Source organism: Devosia polycyclovorans (assembly GCF_042181575.1).
Lineage (GTDB): Bacteria > Pseudomonadota > Alphaproteobacteria > Rhizobiales > Devosiaceae > Devosia > Devosia polycyclovorans.
The window spans coordinates 2,405,181-2,423,929 of the sequence record NZ_CP170082.1 but is presented as its reverse complement, the minus strand read 5'-3'; the positions used below and the strand labels follow the sequence as shown (position 1 = coordinate 2,423,929).

18 protein-coding genes are annotated in these 18,749 nt (G+C 61.5%); 4 read left to right on the top strand and 14 right to left on the bottom strand.

Annotated elements, in window-relative coordinates; translation table 11 throughout:
- Positions 1 to 122 precede the first annotated feature (122 nt).
- From ntrC to dusB, 3 genes are read right to left on the bottom strand one after another with little or no spacing between them, the layout of a single operon-like run.
- A complete protein-coding gene (gene ntrC / locus ACE4RL_RS12165) occupies positions 123 to 1,571 on the bottom strand; it encodes a nitrogen regulation protein NR(I) (protein WP_375597397.1) in 1,449 nt (482 codons plus the stop codon).
- Positions 1,568 to 2,689 (bottom strand): nitrogen regulation protein NR(II), encoded by a 1,122-nt coding sequence (locus ACE4RL_RS12160; RefSeq protein WP_375600273.1) that lies wholly within the window; start codon positions 2,687 to 2,689, stop codon positions 1,568 to 1,570. The genes ntrC and ACE4RL_RS12160 overlap by 4 nt, the downstream gene beginning before the upstream one ends.
- 14 nt (positions 2,690 to 2,703) lie before the next feature.
- Complete coding sequence (gene dusB, locus ACE4RL_RS12155) at positions 2,704 to 3,705, bottom strand: tRNA dihydrouridine synthase DusB (protein WP_375597396.1); 1,002 nt, start codon at positions 3,703 to 3,705, stop codon at positions 2,704 to 2,706.
- A 180-nt stretch (positions 3,706 to 3,885) separates the two neighbouring features.
- Between dusB and ACE4RL_RS12150 the strand changes: the two genes are divergently transcribed.
- From ACE4RL_RS12150 to ACE4RL_RS12135, 4 genes are all read left to right on the top strand, one after another.
- Positions 3,886 to 5,076, top strand: a complete 1,191-nt coding sequence (locus ACE4RL_RS12150) for a bifunctional 2-C-methyl-D-erythritol 4-phosphate cytidylyltransferase/2-C-methyl-D-erythritol 2,4-cyclodiphosphate synthase (RefSeq protein ID WP_375597395.1) — start codon at positions 3,886 to 3,888, stop codon at positions 5,074 to 5,076.
- A complete protein-coding gene (locus tag ACE4RL_RS12145) occupies positions 5,077 to 5,583 on the top strand; it encodes a CinA family protein (RefSeq protein WP_375597394.1) in 507 nt (168 codons plus the stop codon). It begins immediately after the preceding gene.
- 139 nt (positions 5,584 to 5,722) lie between these two features.
- On the top strand, positions 5,723 to 6,511 hold the full coding sequence (locus ACE4RL_RS12140) for an alpha/beta fold hydrolase (RefSeq protein WP_375597393.1): 789 nt from the start codon (positions 5,723 to 5,725) through the stop codon (positions 6,509 to 6,511).
- Positions 6,504 to 7,679 (top strand): ATP-binding protein, encoded by a 1,176-nt coding sequence (locus ACE4RL_RS12135; RefSeq protein ID WP_375597392.1) that lies wholly within the window; start codon positions 6,504 to 6,506, stop codon positions 7,677 to 7,679. Before ACE4RL_RS12140 ends, ACE4RL_RS12135 begins: the two co-directional genes overlap by 8 nt.
- 576 nt (positions 7,680 to 8,255) lie before the next feature.
- Here ACE4RL_RS12135 and ACE4RL_RS12130 read toward each other — a convergent pair.
- From ACE4RL_RS12130 to ACE4RL_RS12080, 11 genes are all read right to left on the bottom strand, one after another.
- Complete coding sequence (locus ACE4RL_RS12130) at positions 8,256 to 8,699, bottom strand: type II toxin-antitoxin system RatA family toxin (protein WP_375597391.1); 444 nt, start codon at positions 8,697 to 8,699, stop codon at positions 8,256 to 8,258.
- Between the two features lies 1 nt (position 8,700).
- Positions 8,701 to 9,654, bottom strand: coding sequence for a lipoyl synthase (lipA, locus tag ACE4RL_RS12125; RefSeq protein ID WP_375597390.1), 954 nt, complete (start codon positions 9,652 to 9,654; stop codon positions 8,701 to 8,703).
- Positions 9,655 to 9,805: 151 nt separating this feature from the next.
- Complete coding sequence (locus tag ACE4RL_RS12120; RefSeq protein ID WP_375597389.1) at positions 9,806 to 10,846, bottom strand: Gfo/Idh/MocA family protein; 1,041 nt, start codon at positions 10,844 to 10,846, stop codon at positions 9,806 to 9,808.
- Positions 10,847 to 10,900: 54 nt separating this feature from the next.
- Complete coding sequence (gene lpdA / locus ACE4RL_RS12115) at positions 10,901 to 12,340, bottom strand: dihydrolipoyl dehydrogenase (RefSeq protein WP_375597388.1); 1,440 nt, start codon at positions 12,338 to 12,340, stop codon at positions 10,901 to 10,903.
- Positions 12,341 to 12,362: 22 nt separating this feature from the next.
- Positions 12,363 to 13,010: an SGNH/GDSL hydrolase family protein gene (locus ACE4RL_RS12110; RefSeq protein WP_375597387.1), complete on the bottom strand. Its 648-nt coding sequence runs from the start codon at positions 13,008 to 13,010 to the stop codon at positions 12,363 to 12,365.
- Between the two features lie 10 nt (positions 13,011 to 13,020).
- Entirely contained in the window at positions 13,021 to 14,367 is a 1,347-nt protein-coding gene (locus ACE4RL_RS12105; protein ID WP_375597386.1) for a pyruvate dehydrogenase complex dihydrolipoamide acetyltransferase, read from the bottom strand.
- An 11-nt stretch (positions 14,368 to 14,378) separates the two neighbouring features.
- Entirely contained in the window at positions 14,379 to 15,773 is a 1,395-nt protein-coding gene (locus tag ACE4RL_RS12100) for a pyruvate dehydrogenase complex E1 component subunit beta (RefSeq protein ID WP_375597385.1), read from the bottom strand.
- A 1-nt stretch (position 15,774) separates the two neighbouring features.
- On the bottom strand, positions 15,775 to 16,167 hold the full coding sequence (locus tag ACE4RL_RS12095) for a hypothetical protein (protein WP_375597384.1): 393 nt from the start codon (positions 16,165 to 16,167) through the stop codon (positions 15,775 to 15,777).
- Between the two features lie 6 nt (positions 16,168 to 16,173).
- Positions 16,174 to 17,193, bottom strand: a complete 1,020-nt coding sequence (pdhA, locus tag ACE4RL_RS12090) for a pyruvate dehydrogenase (acetyl-transferring) E1 component subunit alpha (protein WP_375597383.1) — start codon at positions 17,191 to 17,193, stop codon at positions 16,174 to 16,176.
- Positions 17,194 to 17,306: 113 nt separating this feature from the next.
- Positions 17,307 to 17,654 carry a septum formation initiator family protein gene (locus tag ACE4RL_RS12085; RefSeq protein ID WP_375597382.1) on the bottom strand — a complete coding sequence of 116 codons (348 nt, stop codon included), beginning with the start codon at positions 17,652 to 17,654 and terminating at the stop codon, positions 17,307 to 17,309.
- 109 nt (positions 17,655 to 17,763) lie between these two features.
- A complete protein-coding gene (locus ACE4RL_RS12080) occupies positions 17,764 to 18,735 on the bottom strand; it encodes a ribose-phosphate diphosphokinase (protein ID WP_375597381.1) in 972 nt (323 codons plus the stop codon).
- Positions 18,736 to 18,749 lie beyond the last annotated feature (14 nt).

Here is an 18,749-nt window from a genome sequence, read left to right as displayed (position 1 = left end):
ACCGTTTCCGCCACGGAGGCCCGAAGACCCCTAAACGCGACGGACAGGACGAGTGGCGCTGTGAAAGCCGAGAAGGCCTTGAGCGCTACGCCCGAATGTCGGCTCGCGGGCCCCGACGCGCTCTATCCCCGCCGGCTGCTATGCTTGACGATCTCGATGGAGTGCGTCCGGATCTTCTTGCGCAACGTATTGCGGTTGAGGCCGAGCAGATCTGCGGCCTTGATCTGATTGCCGCCACAGGCATTGAGCGCCATGGCGATCAGCGGCGCCTCCACCTTGTCGATCACCCGCTGATACATGCCGGCTGGCGGCAGGTTCGGTTCGTGCTCGCGCAGCAGTTGCCCCACATGGGTCTCTACGGCCATGGAAATATCTACTGGGCCCGTCGCGGAGCTCGTGGTCGGGCGGTCCACGATGTTGAGCTCGTTCTGAACGATCTCCGCGGAAATCTGCTCGTCGGCATAAAGTGCCGAAAGCCGCCGCACCAGGTTTTCCAGCTCGCGGATATTGCCCGGCCAATTGTAGTTCTGCATCAGCCGGATGGCTTCGGGCGAAATCGTCTTGGACGGCTCGCCTTCCCGTTGCGCCATACGCAGGAAGTGCTGCACCAAGTCCGTAATGTCATCGATGCGCTCGCGTAGTGGTGGCAGGCGGATCGGCACGACATTCAGGCGATAGTAGAGGTCCTCGCGGAACAGGCCCTGCCGGATCATCTGGCTGAGGTCGCGGTGCGTGGCGGCCACGATACGCACATTGGTCTTGATGGCATTGCGGCCACCCACCATCGTGTACTCGCCCTCTTGCAGCACGCGCAGCAGGCGCGTCTGGGCGTCCATCGGCATGTCGCCGATCTCGTCGAGGAAAAGCGTACCGCCCTCCGCCTGCTCAAAGCGCCCCGAAGACCGCGTATTGGCTCCGGTAAACGCCCCCTTCTCGTGCCCGAACAGTTCTGCTTCGATCAGATCGCGCGGAATGGCCGCCATATTGATGGCGACGAAGGGGCCTTTGCGCCGCTTCCCGAAGTCGTGCAGCGCCCGCGCCACCAGTTCCTTGCCGGTGCCGCTCTCGCCGGTGATCATCACTGTCAAATCGGTTTGCATCAGCCGCGCCAAGGCGCGGTAGATGTCCTGCATGGCCGTCGAGCGCCCGACCAGCGGCATGGATTCGCCCGGCTCCTCGGCCTTGCGATCGGCCACTGTCGGTTTCTTTGCGTCTGCCAGCGCCCGCGCCACTACCGAGAGCACCTCGGTAATGTCGAAAGGCTTGGGCAGATATTCATAGGCGCCCACTTCCGAGGCCCGGATGGCCGTCATGAACGTGTTTTGCGCGCTCATTACGATCATCGGCAGCTCCGGACGAAGCTTCTTGATCTTGGGCATGACCTCGAAAGCATTGCCATCGGGCATGGCCACATCGGTGATCAGGATGTCTCCTTCCCCGCGGCTCACCCAGTTCCACATGGTCGAAATATTGCCCGTGGGCCGCACCTCGTATCCGGCCCGGGTCAGGGCCTGGTTCAGCACCATGCGGATGGCGGCATCATCATCGGCAAGCAGAACGACATGGCTCATGCGGGCGAACCCTCTTCGACGTCGGCAGGATTTTGGAAGGCACCGCTGGCCACCGGCAGCAGGATGCGGAATCGGGTGCGGCCCGGACGGCTGTCGCAGTCGATAACCCCACCATGATCGCCCACGATCTTGGCCACCAGGGCCAGCCCCAGACCCGAACCATTGGTCTTTGTGGTGACAAATGGATCAAACAGGAATGGCAGGATATCGGCCGGCACGCCGGGCCCATTGTCCTCGATCACGATCTCCAGCGGCAGCGAAATGCGCTCGGCCACGCCGGCCACGCTGATGCGGATGCCGGGGCGGAAGGCAGTCGTGATCTTGATCTCGGGTTTCTGTGTTCTTTCAAGCGCTTCTGAAGCATTCTTGATAAGGTTCAGGAAGATTTGGATCAGCTGGTCGCGATTGCCGAACACCGGCGGCAGCGAGGGATCATATTCTTCATAGAAGCTGATGCCCCGCGCTACGCCATTACGCGCCAACAGCTTCACCCGGTCCAGTACCACGTGGATATTGATCGGCTCGCGCTCCATCGGACGCTCATCGCCAAACACTTCCACCCGGTCGATCAGCCCCACGATCCTGTCGGTTTCCTCGCGGATCAGCCGGGCCAGGGGCACCTCGTCGCTCGGTACGGATTGCTCAAGCAATTGCGCCGCGCCACGAATGCCCGAAAGCGGGTTCTTGATTTCATGCGCCAGCATGGACGCCAGCCCTGTCACCGAGCGCGCCGCACCGCGCGACACCATCTGCCGGTCGATCTTGTCGGCCATGGTGCGCTCCTGGATCAGCACGGCCACCCGTCCGTCCGTATCCGAAATGGGACTGGCAAAAACGTCGGCAATCCGTTCATCGCCGAAACGCGACGATCCAACCCGAACGCGGTATTCCGTCATTGGCGCCCGCCGCTGCACCACGGTTTCCACCAGCGAGATGATCGGCGAACCGAAGGCAATCAGATCGTCCAGGCTTTGCCGGGTAAGAACGCTCAGCGAGGCCCCGAAAAACGCCTCGGCGGCATAATTGACGAACTGGATGCGCCGCCCTTCGTCCAGCACCAGAATGGGTTGCGGCAGCGCCTGCAACACCGCCCGCGCCGGCACCGAATCCAGGTCCATCACCACAGCACTGCTCACGCCGCTGCCCTCCACTCACCCGAAAACAGGGTGCCAATCAGCGCAAGCACCGATTTGGTGTCTTCATTGTCCAGGAGCCGCGTCCGCGTCGGCTTGTCCAGCGCCAGACCCGCCGCATCGGCATACCAACCCAAATGCTTGCGCGCGGCCCGCAGCCCGACCTCGACGCCATAATCGACAAGCATGTCTTCGTAATGCTGCCGGATCAGCGCCACCAGTTCCGCGCCATCCGGCGGAGCGGCAGGGGTCTCGCCATCAAGCGCCGCCCCGATCTGTCCGACGCGCCAGGGCTGCCCCTGCGCGCCGCGACCCAGCATCACCGCGGCCGCACCCGATTCGTCCAAAGCCTGTCGCGCGGTGGCGACATCCACGATATCGCCGTTGACCACCACAGGTACATCCACCGCCTCGACCACGCTGCGCACCAGCTCCCAGCGGGCATTGCCCTTGTAGAATTGCTGCCGCGTCCGGCCATGCACGGTGATCATCTGCGCCCCGGCGCTGACCGCCAGCCGCGCAATCTGCGCTGCATTGAGGCTCTCATCGTCCCAGCCCAGTCGCATCTTCACCGTCACCGGACGCGTCGTGGCGCCCGCAACCGCCTCGACAATGCCAAGCGCTTGGTCCGGCACCCGCATCAGCGCCGAACCGGCATAGCCATTGGTCACCCGCTTGGCCGGACAGCCGAAATTGATGTCGATGATATCGGCGCCCGCGCCCTCGGCAATGCGCGCCCCCTCGGCCATCCATTGCGCCTCGCAGCCGGCCAGCTGCACCACATGCGGCAGCGACCCGGCCCGCGTCAGCTTGCGCACCATGCCCTCATGGCCTGTGGTCAGCGCCGAACTCGCGACCATCTCGGACACCACCAGGCCCGCACCAAAACGGGCTGCCAGCTCGCGAAACGGCCGGTCAGTTATGCCCGCCATCGGCGCCAGAAAGGCGCGATTGCGGATGGCGTGCCCACCAATGCTCAACGCGCAGGCAGTGTCGATCAAGGAATTGCCCCAGAAATGTTCATTTTGGCAAAGGTGCCCGCACAATAATCAATTTCGGTCACCACGCAACCGCTTCCCGCTGCCATGCCGAGGTAAACCAGCCCTGCTCTTGCCGCATGGCGGGTCGACGGCTAGACCATCCAGACAGACGGTTCTTTTTCAGCCAGTGCCTATATCCCCATGAGTCCAAAATCCATAGCCGTCGTCATCGTCGCAGCCGGAAAGGGCGAGCGCGCCGGTGCGGACGGACATGCCGACCCGAAGCAGTACCGGTCCATATCGGGCGTACCCGTCCTGACTCGGACGATCCGGGCGCTTCTGGACTATCCACTGATCGGTCGCGTCGTACCCGTGATCCACGAAAGCCACCAGCAGCGCTTCGCCGCCCTCGGTCTGCAGGACGAGCGCCTCATGGCGCCTGTGCTGGGGGGCGCCAATCGCCAGGCATCGGTGCTCGAAGGGCTCAAGGCACTGGCCCCGCATCGTCCCGACCTGGTCCTGATACAGGATGCCGCCCGTCCCTTCGTCGCGCCTGTCCTCATCGAGCGGGTCATTGCCGCACTCGCCCTCAATGACGGCTCCCTGCCCACCCTGCCCATCACCGATACCATCAAGCGCTCGCTTGACGGTGATCGCGTCGCTACCACCGAAGACCGCCGCCAGCTCTTTGCCGCCCAGACCCCGCAGGGCTTCCGCTTCGGCCAGATTTTCTCCGCCCATATGCGGGCCGAATCCATCCACCGGCAATTCACCGACGATGCCGAGATTGCCGAATGGGCCGGCCTCCGTGTCGCCATGGTCGAAGGCGAGCGCACCAATATCAAAATCACCCATCCCGAAGATTTTTCGCGCGCGGAGCGCATAATCATGGCCGATACCGTCACCGAAACCCGCATAGGCACCGGCTACGATGTCCATCCGTTCGCTCCGGGTGACGCCGTCTGGCTCTGCGGCGTCCGCATCCCCCACAAGGCCAGCCTCCAGGGCCATTCGGATGCCGACGTGGCGCTCCACGCCCTGACCGACGCCATTCTCGGCGCCATTGGCGAAGGCGATATCGGCACACATTTTCCGCCCAGCGACGAGCAGTGGAAAGGCGCGGCCTCCACACTCTTTCTCCGCCATGCCGGCGCTCTGGTTGCGCAACGGGGGGGGCGCATTGTCAATCTGGACGTGACAATCGTCGCCGAAGCGCCGAGGATTGCCGCTCACGTCCCCGCCATGTGCGCCGTGATCGCCGAGACGCTCGGCATCTCGGCGGATCGCGTGGCAGTCAAGGCGACGACCAATGAAAAGCTCGGCTTTGTCGGGCGGGAGGAAGGTATCGTGTCCATGGCCAGTGCCAGTATTGAATTGCCAAGGGTGGGTTGAATGGCAGCCAAGGCAAAACCCTCTGCGGGCCAGCAGATCATCGACCTTCTCGCCGAGCGCAACCAGACCCTGGTGACCGCAGAAAGCTGCACCGGAGGCATGATCGCTTCGGCACTCACCGACATTCCCGGTGCCTCCGCGGCCATCTATGGCGGCTATATCACCTATGCCAATTCGGCCAAGTCCCGCATGATCCAGGTGCAGCCGCGCCTCATCGGCGACTATGGTGCGGTCAGCAACCAGGTTGCCCGCGCCATGGCCGATGGCGCCCGCAACACCGCCCGTGTCGACTTCGCCGTCGCCGCCACGGGCATTGCCGGCCCCGATGGCGGCACCGAGAAAAAGCCCGTGGGCCTGGTCTATGTCGCCGTGTCCTCGGAGCTGGCCACGGTGGTGATCGAGCACCGCTTTGGTGACCTCGGTCGCGACGCCATCCGCAAAGCCACGGTCGACGCGGCGTTGGACCTCGTGCTGCAAGTCCTGACCAGCGACCCTCCCAGCCCTTAAGGGCGGCCGCACGCATCGCTCTGTATTCTTCGGGAAGCAAAGCTGGTGTACCGGCGGCCGAAGATGCTAGGTGTCGTCTTGAAGTGCGTGGGAAGCATGTTGTGAACCCAGTCTGGATTCTATCGAGGTAGCCTACGGAATGTCGATCATCCAACGCAACAATGTAACCCTGAATGGCACGGGCGGCACGGCCATGGTGTTCGCTCACGGGTTCGGTTGCGATCGCAATATGTGGAGATTCATCGAGCCCCACTTCCGCAATGATTTTCGAACGGTGCTTTTTGATCATGTCGGCGCTGGCAGGTCCGACCTTTCGGCATACGATCCAGAGAAATACTCCAGCCTTGACGGATACGCTGCCGACGTCGTGGAAATCGGCCAGGAACTCGGAATTGAGAAAGCCGTATTTGTTGGCCACTCAGTCAGCGCCATGATTGGCGCATTGGCGTCAATTCGGGCGCCTGGCATGTTCGACAAACTGGTCATGATCGGTCCCTCGCCACGTTATATCGATGATGGCGAATACTCTGGCGGATTCAGTGCCGCGCAGATTGAAGAGTTGTTGACATCGCTTGATGACAATCACATGGGCTGGTCCGCAGCCATGGCTCCGGCAATCATGGGGAACCCTGATCGGCCTGAGCTTGGCGAGGAGCTCACCAATAGTTTTTGTCGGACCGATCCCGAGATTGCGAAGCAGTTTGCACGGGTTACGTTCATGTCTGATAACCGGGCCGACCTGTCCAAAGTCGAAGCGCAGACGCTCATATTGCAATGCAGCAACGACATAATTGCCGCCGAACATGTGGGAGAATACGTCCACAACGCCATACCAGGCAGTCAGATCAGATACCTTCAGGCCAGTGGCCACTGCCCGAATCTGAGTGCGCCTGAGGAAGTCACATTGGCGATGCGCGATTTTGTCTGACGGCGAGCTTATCGAGGATTTAGAGGATCTCTTCGAGAACGCCCCATGCGGGTATCTCTCGATGTGGCCTGATGGCAGGATCGCCAAGGTCAACGCCACCCTCTGCGACTGGCTTGGCAGGCCACGGGAGGCAATCCTTGGCAAACGCCTTCGCGACCTTCTCAACGTAGCCGGCAGCATTTTCTACGAGACCCATTTCGCACCAATGCTGCGCATGCAGGGGTACTTCCACGAGGTCGCTCTCGACATGGTCAGAGCCGACGGCAGCATAATGCCTGTCTTGGCCAATGCCGCGGAACGACGGGACACCTCCGGCGAACTTCTCTTTACCAGACTTACCCTGTTCAAGGCGACCGAGCGTCGCCAGTATGAGCGCGATCTCGTGGAAGCACGGGCGGCCGAGCGCGACGCCCGCCGTCAACTTGAGGACATGGTGATGTCTCTTCAGGCCGGCATGGCTGAACAGGTCGCGATCGTCATGGAAGAAAAGCACAACTCCGAACTGAAAGAGCAGTTTGTTGCGGTGCTGGGTCACGATCTGCGCAATCCTCTGGCGGCCATTGACGCCGGCCTCGGCAAGATACTTCGGGATCAACAATGGACAGACAGAACTCCTGTCATTTTGAACCTGATGAAGAACAGTGTCTCACGCATGAGCGCCCTGATTGACAATGTTTTGGACCTGGCGCGCAGTCGGCTTGGTGGCGGCATACTTCTCAATCGCGACGAAGCACGTTCGCTTCAATCAACGCTTGAAATGGTGATCGCCGAGATACAGGCGGCCAATCCCGACAGAACAATATCGACCAGGTTCCAGATCGCAAGAACAGTAAGAATCGATCACGATCGCATTGCGCAACTCTTCTCGAACCTTCTCGGCAATGCCGTAACGCACGGTGCGCCAGACAAGGATATTGCGGTTGATTGCACTGTCGATGACGCGGGCAATCTCTCGCTCAGTGTCGCCAATGCAGGCGACCCGATTCCGCAAGAGATGGTCCCGCTGCTCTTCCAGCCGTTCCATCGGGGCCAGGTGCGCAGCAACGCCCACGGCCTAGGTCTCGGCCTCTATATCGCATCCGAGATCGCCCAGGCACACGGCGGCAGGATCGATGTCGAGTCCGACCAAAATGAAATCAGGTTCATCCTCCGCTTGCCGGCTCAGTAGTTGGTCAGACATCGGGATGGCCCCCGGCCTCCGACGGGGTGACGAGCCGGTGGTTCAGCGATGTCGCCGCGGTTCTGGGCATCTGGCTGGATGATCCTGTTGGCCACCATGCGTTGATACTGCCCCAGAGCAAAAAGTCATCCCCGCCCCCTCACTACGCCCCATACTCCTCCCATCTCCGTCACACACGCGGCTCCGACGCAGGGCCGGGCGGGGAGGCCGGGAAGAGGGGCGCCTCTTTACGCGGGTAGAAGCTCGGCAGCCGGACCTGCGAAAACGGTACCGCCTGAATCCGGACCCGTGGAAAATCCGTGTTTCCGTGACGAACGGCCAGTGGCTCTTGCACTTGAACTTTCGCTTTATTGGGCCGCTGGCCGTTCGTTACCGTGCAACCGCAAGCCGCAAGGCCGGGCGGTTTCGAGCCGTGCCCGGTCGACACAACCACCCTGGTGAGGTCGCGTCAGCCAAGAAGGCCATGAGAGCCGCGCTTGAAGTCGGGCAGATACATTCGAACCGTCTCGGCCTTGTTCGACGACGCACAGAGCAACGTGCCGGAGAGCTGAATGCTGATCTGGGTCATGCCCCGAACCGCCGGTCGGCCTCGTCGCAAAAAGCACGCATGATCTCTTCCTGCTTGGCCGCGAAGGCCGGCTCAGCCACAGCGGCAATCAGCGGGTTGGAGATTTTGAAGTCGATCTCGAACCGCACCCGCGTCCCCTGCCCTTCGGGCTCAAAGCTCCAGACCGAGTCGAGATAGGCAAACGGGCCATCCACCGCCTGTGCGCGGATGGTCTGTGCAACTGGGTCCAGGCGCACCCGGCTGGTGTAGGACTGCGTGATAGGACCAAAGGAAATGGTCATGCGGGCCAGCCGCACATCCTCGCCCCCGGCCGCCGGATCGGGCCGCACCTGCATGGCCTGGCAGTTGGGAATGAAGCGCGGATAATTCTCGAGATCGGACACGATCTCATACATCCGCTGCGGCATATGTGGCACATGCCGTTCGAAAAAACGCTTCATCCTAATGCCCGAGCTTGGCCATGCGGTTGGCCCTAAGGCGTGCAAAATCCTCGCCGGCATGGTGCGACGAGCGCGTCAGCGGGCTCGACGAGACCAGCAGGAATCCCTTGGAGGTTGCGACTGTGGCAAAGGATTTGAACTCTTCCGGCGTCACGAAACGCTGCAGCGGAAAGTGCTTCTTGGTCGGCTGCAGATATTGCCCGATGGTCAGGAAATCGACGTCGGCCGAGCGCAGATCGTCCATCAACTGAAGCACTTCGTTCCGCTCTTCGCCCAACCCGACCATGATGCCGGACTTGGTAAAGATGGTCGGATCCAGCTCCTTCACCCGCTGCAGCAGCCGGATCGAGTGGAAATAACGCGCGCCGGGCCGGACCTTGAGATATTTCGAGGGCACGGTTTCAAGATTATGGTTGAACACGTCCGGCTTGGCCGCCACGACGATTTCCAGGGCCCCGTCCTTGCGCAGGAAGTCCGGCGTCAGGATTTCGATCGTGGTCCTGGGGTTGCGGGCACGGATCGCTCGGATCACATCGGCGAAATGCTGCGCCCCGCCATCGGCGAGGTCATCGCGGTCCACCGAGGTGATCACCACGTGCTCAAGGCCGAGTTTCTCAACGGCAATGGCAACGTTTTCTGGCTCATGCGGATCAAGCGCGGTCGGCAATCCGGTGCGCACATTGCAGAAGGCGCAGGCGCGTGTGCAGATCTCACCCATGATCATCATGGTGGCGTGCTTCTTGCTCCAGCATTCCCCGATATTGGGGCAGCCGGCTTCCTCGCAAACCGTAACGAGATTGTTCTCGCGCACAATCTGCTGGGTTTCCTTGTAGACCGGCGAGCCTGGCGCCTTGACGCGGATCCAGTCGGGTTTGCGCAGCACGACGCTGTCGGGCCGATTGACTTTTTCCGGGTGGCGGGGCTTTACCGCCGAATTATCGATGAGCGTGACCATGTCAGTCCTGACTGGCTAGAGTGTTTCCAGGCGAAGTGGGCACCGGTTCGCCGTTCGGAAACACGACCACTAGAGTGTTGCCCCTATATCGCTCCCAAGGGCGGCCGGTTCAACCCGGCCTTATGGGTGATTGGCAGCCATGCGTGGTGCCCTACCCCATGACTTCCTTCATCTCGACCCAATCCCCTCCACGCGAGGCCGAGAGGATGGTTGCCTGCACCAGCGCGAGCGACCCCAAATTGTCTGCGCCCGAGCTGAAACCGCGAGGCACCTCGCCGGTATCGAGTACATTGGCCATCGCGTTGAGCGTGCCCATGCGGTCGGCGAACTTCACCGGGCTGAGCTTGACCTTCTCCACCTTGCCATCGAGCGGCCGCAGGGTCAGCTGGTCCGGTCCGGCCTTGTCACGGAAATGATCGCGCGAACTCCAGGCAATCTGCCCCTCGGCGCCATCCATGACCCATTCGCCGGCCCAGGGCGTCACCGGCCCCGAATTCATCCAGCTTGCCCGATAAGAGACCACCGTACCCTTGGAGAACTCGATCGTCGCTACCCCGCTCGGATCGAAGTGGAACGGGCTGCCTGGCGGGTTCCAGGTCCGGCAGGACAGGCGCACCGGCTCATCACCCAGCACAAAACGCATCAGGTCAAAATGGTGGATCGACATATCGGCCAAAAGCGGATCGGGCATGTCCCAATAACGGTAGCCCTGGCTCGGCCCATGCCGCCGGAAATCGATCGAAACCATGTTGAGCGCGCCGAACTTGCCATCGGCAATCAGGTCGGCCGCCGCAATCGGCGCCGGTTGATGGCGGTAGTTCTGGCTGACCATCAGCACCTTGCCCTGCGCCTTGGCCAGGGCGACAAGTTCCTTGCCCTGGGCAATGGTCGTGGTGAAGGGCTTTTCGACCAGTACATTGTAGCCCAGCTCCAGGCAGCGCTTGACGACCGGGTAATGCGCCTCAGTGCGGAGGGTGCAGAGGGCCAGCGTTGCGTCCGTATGCTTGGCGGCATCCTCGAGACTGTGGAAGCACAGCTTGGGATCAATGCCCAACTCGGTCTGCACCCGCTCTGTGGCATCGGGGTTGGTATCCACATAGCCCACCATCTCGACAGTGGGAACATTGGGGATAACGTCTTTCGACCAACTGAAACCCCAGTGTCCTAGCCCGATCTGGATAGCCTTGACCATGTGGATAACTCCTCTGGTATTACGTCCGCCCGGCCCACAGGCCGTCCGCGACGATCAAATGTTCAGCGCACGATCATAGGCGTCGAGCACGCTTTCCTTCATCGTCTCGCTCAGCGTGGGATGCGGGAATATGGTGTGTATCAACTCTTCTTCGGTGGTTTCGAGGTTCATTGCGACCACAAAGCCCTGGATCAGTTCGGTGACCTCGGCCCCAACCATGTGGGCGCCCAAGAGTTCCCCGGTCTTGGCGTCGAAAATGGTCTTCACGAGGCCATCAGGTTCGCCCAGAGCGATGGCCTTGCCATTGCCCACAAAGGGAAAGCGGCCGACCTTGATTTCACGCCCGGCTTCCTTGGCCTTGGCTTCGGTCAATCCGACAGAAGCAACCTGCGGCTCGCAATAAGTGCAGCCCGGTACCTTGGTCTTGTCGAGGCCATGCACCTTCATGCCGGCGATCTTCTCGACGGTGATGACCGCTTCATGCTCGGCCTTGTGCGCCAGCATGGGCGGCCCGGCAACATCGCCAATGGCCCAGATGCCCTCGACATTGGTCTTGCCATAGGCGTCGATGACAATGGCTCCACGTTCGGTCTTGACGCCCACGGTCTCCAGGCCCAGCCCTTCAATATTGCACTGCACCCCAACGGCCGAGATCAACCTGTCTCCAGCAATCTGCTGGGTCTTGCCATCCTTGGTCTCGACATGGGCGATCACGCCATCCTTGGTCTTTTCCACCTTGGCCACCTTGGCTTCGGTGAGGAACTTGATGCCGCGCTTCTCCAGTCGCTTGCGGGCGAGCCCCGAAATCTCGGCATCTTCCACCGGCAGGATCTGCGGCAGCAGTTCGATCACGGTCACTTCGGCACCCAGCGAGCGATAGAAGGATGCAAACTCGATGCCGATGGCACCCGAACCCATCACCACGAGACTTTTGGGCATCTCCGCCGGCTTCAGCGCCTCGAAATAGGTCCAGATCTTGTCGTCGTCTGGTTCGATGCCCGGCAAAACGCGAGGACGAGCGCCGGTGGCGATGATGATGTTCTTGGCCTTGTAGGCGCCCTCGCCCAGCGCATTCTTCGGTACCGGACCCTGCGGCTGCACGATTGGTTTCTTGCTGGCCGCAACCTTGATCTCACCAGGCTTGGTGATGGTGGCTTCGCCCCAGATGATGTCGATCTTGTGCTTCTTCATCAGGAACTGCACGCCATTGTTCATCTGCGCCGCAATAGCGCGCGAACGCTTGACGATGCCGTCGAGATCGAAGCCGAACTTTTCGGCCGTGAGCCCATAGTCCTTGGCATGGCCCATATGGCCATAGATTTCGGCCGAGCGCAGAAGCGCCTTGGTGGGAATACAACCCCAATTCGAGCAGATGCCGGCCATGTGTTCGCGTTCGACAATGGCCACCTTCATGCCCAGCTGCGCGCCGCGGATGGCGGCGACATAGCCGCCGGGACCGGCGCCGATGACGAGAAGATCGTATTGGTCAGCCATAAGGGCCTCCAGAGTGTGTGGGTCAGAGACCCAGAACGGATTTGACGAGCGGCACGAGACCTGCGCCGATAGCGCTTGTATTGGCCGGGTCGAGATGCACGCCGTCGCGCGGATCGGCCTTGGCGACCGTGGCGGCGTCGAAGAAGTGCACCCCGGTTTCCTCGGCGTGGCGTCGGTAGTGGCGGGCAAAATCCTGCGACTCGCGCAGGAGGTGGTCGAGACCACCAAAGTTGCTCAGCATGGCCTCATTGGTCGTTTCCACCACATGCGGCGGTGACACGAGAATGATCTGCGGCGCCGGTTCACCCGTTGCCGCGAAGTGGCCGCGCGTGATTTCCACAAGGCGCCGCGCACCACGTGCCGCATAGGCGGCAGTACCGGCAACAAAGGGCTTCAGATCATTCGTGCCCAGCATGATGATGACCAGATCGAGTGGCTTGTGGCTGTCGAGGAGCGTAGGCAGGATGCGGGCGCCGTTGCGATCGGCCGCGGCCGTCCAGTCATCATAAGCCGTGGCGCGACCGCCAAGGCCCTCGGCGATCACGCGCGCCTTGCCGCCGAGACCCTTTTCGAGCGTGGTCGGCCAGCGATCCTCATAGGCATGCCGCGGACCGCCACCGGGATCCGCGCCATAGGTCAGGCTGTCGCCATAGGCGAGAATGGTTTTCATCCCCTGCCCCTTACGCCAGCATCATCACCGGATTTTCGATGAGACCCTTGAACACGCCGAGGACTTCCGCGCCCAGTGCGCCATCGACCGAGCGATGGTCGCAGGAGAGCGTGCAGGTCATGAACTGGCCGATCTTGATCTCCCCCTTGTCGGGATAGACGCGTTCCTCGCCCACGCCGACCGCCAGGATCGTGCCATGCGGCGGGTTGATGACGGCGGCAAAGTCCTTGATGCCGAACATGCCCAGGTTCGAGACAGCGGATGCCCCTCCCTGATATTCATGCGGCATCAGCTTCTTGTTGCGCGCGCGGGTAGCAAGATCCTTTACCGCCTCGGAGATTTCCCTGAGGGTCTTGGTGTCACAGCTCTTGACCACCGGGGTGAAGAGGCCTCCCGGAATGGCCACGGCCACGGCAACATCGGAGCGCTTGTGGTAGAGGATCGAATCTCCGGCCCAGGTGGCATTGGCCGTGGGCACGCGCTGCAGCGCAATGGCCCAGGCCTTCATCACGAAGTCATTGACCGAAAGCTTGAATTCCGGCTTGCCGTCCTTGTTCTTCGGCGCAGTCGCATTGATCTGCTCACGAGCGGCCAGCAGCGCATCGATCTTGCAATCCACCGTCAGGTAGAAATGCGGCACCGTTTGCTTGCTCTCGGTCAGGCGCGCCGCAATGGTCTTGCGCATGCCATCGGCCGGGACCAGCTCGTAGGTGCCTTCCTCATACATCGCCAGCACCTGGGCCTTGCTGAGACCGCCAGCCATGGCAGCACCACCGGACGCGGCCGGAGCAGATGCAGTGGCCTTGAGCGGCGCCTTCCCGGACTTGGCCGCTTCCACATCGGCCTTGATCACTCGGCCCTTGGGGCCGGTGCCGGAAATCGCAGCGACGTCAATGCCGGCTTCCTTAGCCAGGCGCTTGGCCAGCGGGGAGGCAAAAACCCGCCCGCCCTCACTCTTGGCTGGCGCCGGGGCCGGCTTGGGTGCCTCGGCTTTCGCGGCCGGTGCGGGCGCAGCCGCAGCTACTGCCTTCGGCTCTTCAGCCTTGGCAGCCTCGGGCTTCGGTGCCTCAGCCTTGGGCGCGGGCGCAGCGGAACCTATGGCGCTCGCGTCTTCGCCTTCCTGCAGCAGCACGGCGATGACGGCATTCACCTTCACATTGTCGGTGCCTTCTTCGACAAGGATCTTGCCGATCTTGCCCTCATCGACGGCTTCGACTTCCATCGTGGCCTTGTCGGTTTCGATCTCGGCAATCACGTCACCGGAAGAGACGCTATCGCCCTCCTTGACGTGCCACTTGGCAAGCTTGCCCTCTTCCATCGTTGGAGAGAGCGCCGGCATGGTAATATCGATTGGCATCCCGGATCTCCCTAAGACCGATAGGTCACGGCATTCACGGCCGCGATCACTTCATCAACGTTGGGCAGCGCCAGCTTTTCGAGGTTGGCGGCATAAGGCATGGGCACGTCCTTGCCGGTGACGCGCATCACCGGTGCATCGAGATAGTCGAAGGCGCCCTCCATGACGCGGGCCGATAGTTCGGCACCGATACCGCTCTGGGGCCAGCCTTCTTCCACAGTCACCAGACGACCGGTCTTTTTCACCGACTCGATGACCGTGTCACTGTCCATCGGACGCAGCGTACGCAGATCGATGAGTTCCACGTCGACGCCGGCAGCAACCAGCTTTTCCGTCGCCTGGGTTGCGTAACGCATACCCATGGAGAACGAGACAATGGTCACGTCCGCCCCCTTGCGGGCAATGCGGGCCTTCCCGATCGGCAGCACAAAGTCATTGACCTGCGGCACGAGACCCGTAGAGCCGTAGAGAATTTCGTTTTCGAGGAAGACCACCGGATTGGGCGAACGGATGGCGGCCTTGAGCAGGCCCTTGGCGTCGGCAGCACTATAGGGTGCGATGACGGTCAGGCCCGGAACGTGGCTGTACCAGGCCGAGTAGTCCTGGCTGTGCTGCGCACCCACGCGGGCGGCGGCGCCGTTCGGCCCGCGGAACACCATCGGCGCCTTCACCTGGCCGCCAGACATATAAAGCTGCTTGGCAGCCGAATTGATGATCTGGTCGATGGCCTGCATTGCAAAGTTCCAGGTCATGAACTCAACCACGGGCTTCAAACCAGCAAAAGCGGCACCGACAGCCAGACCCGCAAAGCCATGCTCGGTGATCGGGGTGTCGATCACGCGATCCTTGCCGAACTCCTGCAGCAGGCCTTGGGTGATCTTGTAGGCGCCCTGATATTCAGCGACCTCCTCACCCATGATGAAGACATCCTTGTCGCGACGCAGTTCCTCGGCCATGGCCTCGTTGAGGGCCTGGCGGACGGTCATTTCGACCATTTCCACGCCTTCAGGCAGGTCGGGATCGGCCTGTGGCTCGAACTTCGGGGCGGCAGGTGCAGCCGCAACAGCAGGTGCGGCGTCGGCAGCCTTCTCTGCTGCAGCAACGCGAGCCTCAGCAGGCTCCGGCGCGGTTTCGGCAACTGGCGCCTTGGCCTCCCCCGCACTCTCGCCCTCTGCCAACACGACAGCGATCGGGGTGTTGACCTTCACACCTTCGGTGCCCTCCTCGATGAGGATTTCGCTCACGGTGCCTTCATCAACCGCCTCGACTTCCATCGTCGCCTTGTCGGTTTCGATTTCCGCCAGCACGTCACCGGACTTCACCGTATCGCCAACCTTGACGACCCATTTGGCAAGCTTGCCTTCTTCCATGGTCGGCGACAAAGCGGGCATGAGGACTTGGGGCATATCAGCTCTCCACAGGGATCGCGCCGGGCATGGAGACCATCGGGCGAATAGAGGAATTCAGGTTCAGGACAGCGGTATCGACCCGCCAGCCATTAAATTTCTTGGACGAGATATCGGTAGCGCCGTTTGGGCGCTGGTTGACCACCCAGCCGCTCAGGATCAAGCCAAGCAGCACAAAGGCAACAGTGGCGATCACCGCACGCTTGTAGATGCCTGCCTGAGCCGCGCCGGCCAGACCTGCCAGGCGCTCGACCTCGGCGAAACGCCACCAGCCGAAGAGCCAGCCGCGCCAGGCGCCGGACGGCGCCAGCCTGCTGATCGCCATTGCCTGCGCGGCGGCCATGACCGCCGACAGCACGGCAAACAGCACAATGACACCGAGGAGGATGGTCATCGTGCCTTAGGCCTCGATGGTGATATCGGTCCAGAGCTCGGACGCTTCCGGCTCAGGATCGTTAGTGGCGAACTCTGCCGCCTCGGTGACGATGGCGCGAATTTCGGTCTCGATCTTCTTGAGTTCTTCTTCGCTGATCGAACCACCTTCCAGCAGGCGAACACGCACCTGTTCGATCGGGTCGCGCTCCTGGCGGTACTTGGTGACTTCGTCCTTGGACCGGTATTTGGCCGGGTCCGACATCGAGTGGCCACGATAGCGATAGGTCAGCATCTCAAGGATATACGGGCCCTTGCCGGACCGGGCGTGCTCGATGGCGCGCTGGGCAGCGTCATAGACCATGCGCACATCCATGCCGTCGACCTGCTCGCCCGGAATGTTGAACGAGGCGCCACGCATGGAAAAGTCCGTCGTCGCCGAGGAACGCTCCGTTGAGGTGCCCATGGCGTACTTGTTGTTCTCGATGATGTAGACCACCGGCAGGTTCCAGAGCTTGGCCATGTTGAAGCTCTCATAGACCTGGCCCTGGTTCGCAGCACCGTCACCAAAATAGGTGATCGAAACAGAACCGTCGCCCTTGTACTTGCTGGCAAAGGCAAGGCCAGTGCCAAGCGAAGCCTGAGCTCCCACAATGCCATTGCCCCCATAGAAGCGGTGTTCATTGGAGAACATGTGCATCGAGCCGCCCTTGCCCTTCGACAAGCCGCCCTGTCGACCGGTCAGTTCGGCCATCACGCCCTTGGGGTCGAGACCCATTACCAGCATGTGGCCGTGGTCGCGATAGCCAGTGATCTGGGCATCCTTGCCCTTCTCAGAGGCCATGGTGATGCCGGTCACAACCGCCTCCTGTCCAATATAGAGGTGGCAGAAACCGCCAATCAGGCCCATGCCGTACATCTGGCCGGCCTTTTCCTCGAACCGCCGGATCAGCAGCATCTCGCGAAACGCCTCGAGATCCTGTTCTTCGGTGAACTGGGGGACATTGGGCTGCGTCTTGGCCTTGGTGGCCGTCGCCTTGCGCGCCATTCTACACTCCGCTTGGGTCGGGAATTTGCCGCTTAGGCCATCAGGCCATCTCGGGCATCATACTGCAAGCACCAAGGCAATAACATTGCCTCCTGAAGGCTCGGTAACACTGCCTAAAGGGTTGAATCCGCTTGTATAATCGAGATTAACTGATCGTCGATTAATTCAACGAATTGACCGGAAATTGGTTTACCGGTGTCCGGATTGACCATCACCAGGACATCCTCGGCATTGGCCATATTCAACAGCGCCCGCGCTCTTTCGGTGACGATATCCGGGTCCAGATGCCGCGGATTCATCAGGGAAACCCGATGCCGATAGGCTTCGATCTCGGCCTGCAAAGCGGCGCTCCGATCCTGCAGGATTTCAATATCGGCCAGGATATCTTCTCGATTCTCGATGCCGAACTGACCCGATATCGCCGAATAGCCCAGATAGCCCTGAAACCCCAGCAGGGTCACGGTCAGAGCCAGAGGACGCCAGAATGCAGGACGTTTGAGTCGGGTGGACATGGACAGACCGATTGAAGACAGCCAACCATGCCTGACAAGGGATTAAGGAGCGGTTTCCCTATTCGGCCGCAGTACGATGCGGATGTCCAGCTTCCCCAAATAGTGCGCTGACAGAATCGCCATTGTTGATCCGGCGCATCGCTTCGGCGAGCGCGGGGGCGACCGATAGCACCGTTAGCTTCGCATGCGGCTGGGCCAGTGCATTGGGCAGCGTATTGGTGCACACGATCTCTTCGATATCCGGCTCCGCGGCCAGCCGCGCCACCGCATTGCCGGCAAAGATACCATGCGTACAGGCAACGCGAACCGATCGCGCACCATTGGCGCGCAGATGGTGGAGCAGTTCGAGGACCGATCCGCCGCTCGCGATTTCGTCGTCCAGCACGATTACATCACGCCCCGAGACGTCGCCAATAATGGCCGAGATATGCACCTTGGTGTCCGAAATCCGCTCCTTGGCACCCGCCGCGACCGGGCGCCCCAGCGCACGGGAAAAGGCCGCAGCCGTTTTGGCGTTACCCAGATCGGGAGAGACGACCACGGTGTTGGACAGATCATAGCGCCGGAAGTGCCGCGCCAATTCGTGCAGCGCATGCAGGTGGTCTACTGGAACGCTGAAAAAGCCGTGCACCTGCGGTGAGTGCAGCGTCATGGTCAGCACGCGGTCGGCGCCGGCTGTCTTGAGCAGGTCTGCAACCAGGCGGCCGCCAATGGAAATCCGCGGCGCGTCCTTTTTGTCCGAGCGCGCATAGGCATAATGCGGAATGACCGCCGTGATCCTGGCCGCCGAAGCGCCGCGCGCAGCGTCCAGCATTAACAGCAATTCGGTGAGATGGTCCTGCACCGGGGCGCTCAGCGTCTGCACCAGGAAAACGTCCTGCTCGCGGCAATTGGCCTGCAATTGCACTTCGAGGCAATCATTGGAAAAACGCTTGATTTGCGTTGGCAGGAGCGGAACTGCAAGTTCCGCGCAGATCTCCTCAGCCAGGCGAGGATGCGCGCCTCCACTGAACACAGCGATCTGGTTCATGAGACATCCTCTCG

Bases quoted from the DNA above. Each gene is read 5' to 3' on its own strand.
- lpdA (WP_375597388.1), bottom strand. From the start codon at position 12,340: ATGGCTGACCAATACGATCTTCTCGTCATCGGCGCCGGTCCCGGCGGC.
- ACE4RL_RS12145 (WP_375597394.1), top strand. From the start codon at position 5,077: ATGGCAGCCAAGGCAAAACCCTCTGCGGGCCAGCAGATCATCGACCTT.
- ACE4RL_RS12130 (WP_375597391.1), bottom strand. From the start codon at position 8,699: ATGAAGCGTTTTTTCGAACGGCATGTGCCACATATGCCGCAGCGGATG.
- ACE4RL_RS12150 (WP_375597395.1), top strand. From the start codon at position 3,886: ATGAGTCCAAAATCCATAGCCGTCGTCATCGTCGCAGCCGGAAAGGGC.
- ntrC (WP_375597397.1), bottom strand. From the start codon at position 1,571: ATGAGCCATGTCGTTCTGCTTGCCGATGATGATGCCGCCATCCGCATG.
- ACE4RL_RS12105 (WP_375597386.1), bottom strand. From the start codon at position 14,367: ATGCCAATCGATATTACCATGCCGGCGCTCTCTCCAACGATGGAAGAG.
- ACE4RL_RS12095 (WP_375597384.1), bottom strand. From the start codon at position 16,167: ATGACCATCCTCCTCGGTGTCATTGTGCTGTTTGCCGTGCTGTCGGCG.
- lipA (WP_375597390.1), bottom strand. From the start codon at position 9,654: ATGGTCACGCTCATCGATAATTCGGCGGTAAAGCCCCGCCACCCGGAA.
- ACE4RL_RS12110 (WP_375597387.1), bottom strand. From the start codon at position 13,010: ATGAAAACCATTCTCGCCTATGGCGACAGCCTGACCTATGGCGCGGAT.
- ACE4RL_RS12160 (WP_375600273.1), bottom strand. From the start codon at position 2,689: ATGGACCTGGATTCGGTGCCGGCGCGGGCGGTGTTGCAGGCGCTGCCG.
- pdhA (WP_375597383.1), bottom strand. From the start codon at position 17,193: ATGGCGCGCAAGGCGACGGCCACCAAGGCCAAGACGCAGCCCAATGTC.
- ACE4RL_RS12080 (WP_375597381.1), bottom strand. From the start codon at position 18,735: ATGAACCAGATCGCTGTGTTCAGTGGAGGCGCGCATCCTCGCCTGGCT.
- ACE4RL_RS12120 (WP_375597389.1), bottom strand. From the start codon at position 10,846: ATGGTCAAGGCTATCCAGATCGGGCTAGGACACTGGGGTTTCAGTTGG.
- ACE4RL_RS12140 (WP_375597393.1), top strand. From the start codon at position 5,723: ATGTCGATCATCCAACGCAACAATGTAACCCTGAATGGCACGGGCGGC.
- ACE4RL_RS12100 (WP_375597385.1), bottom strand. From the start codon at position 15,773: ATGCCCCAAGTCCTCATGCCCGCTTTGTCGCCGACCATGGAAGAAGGC.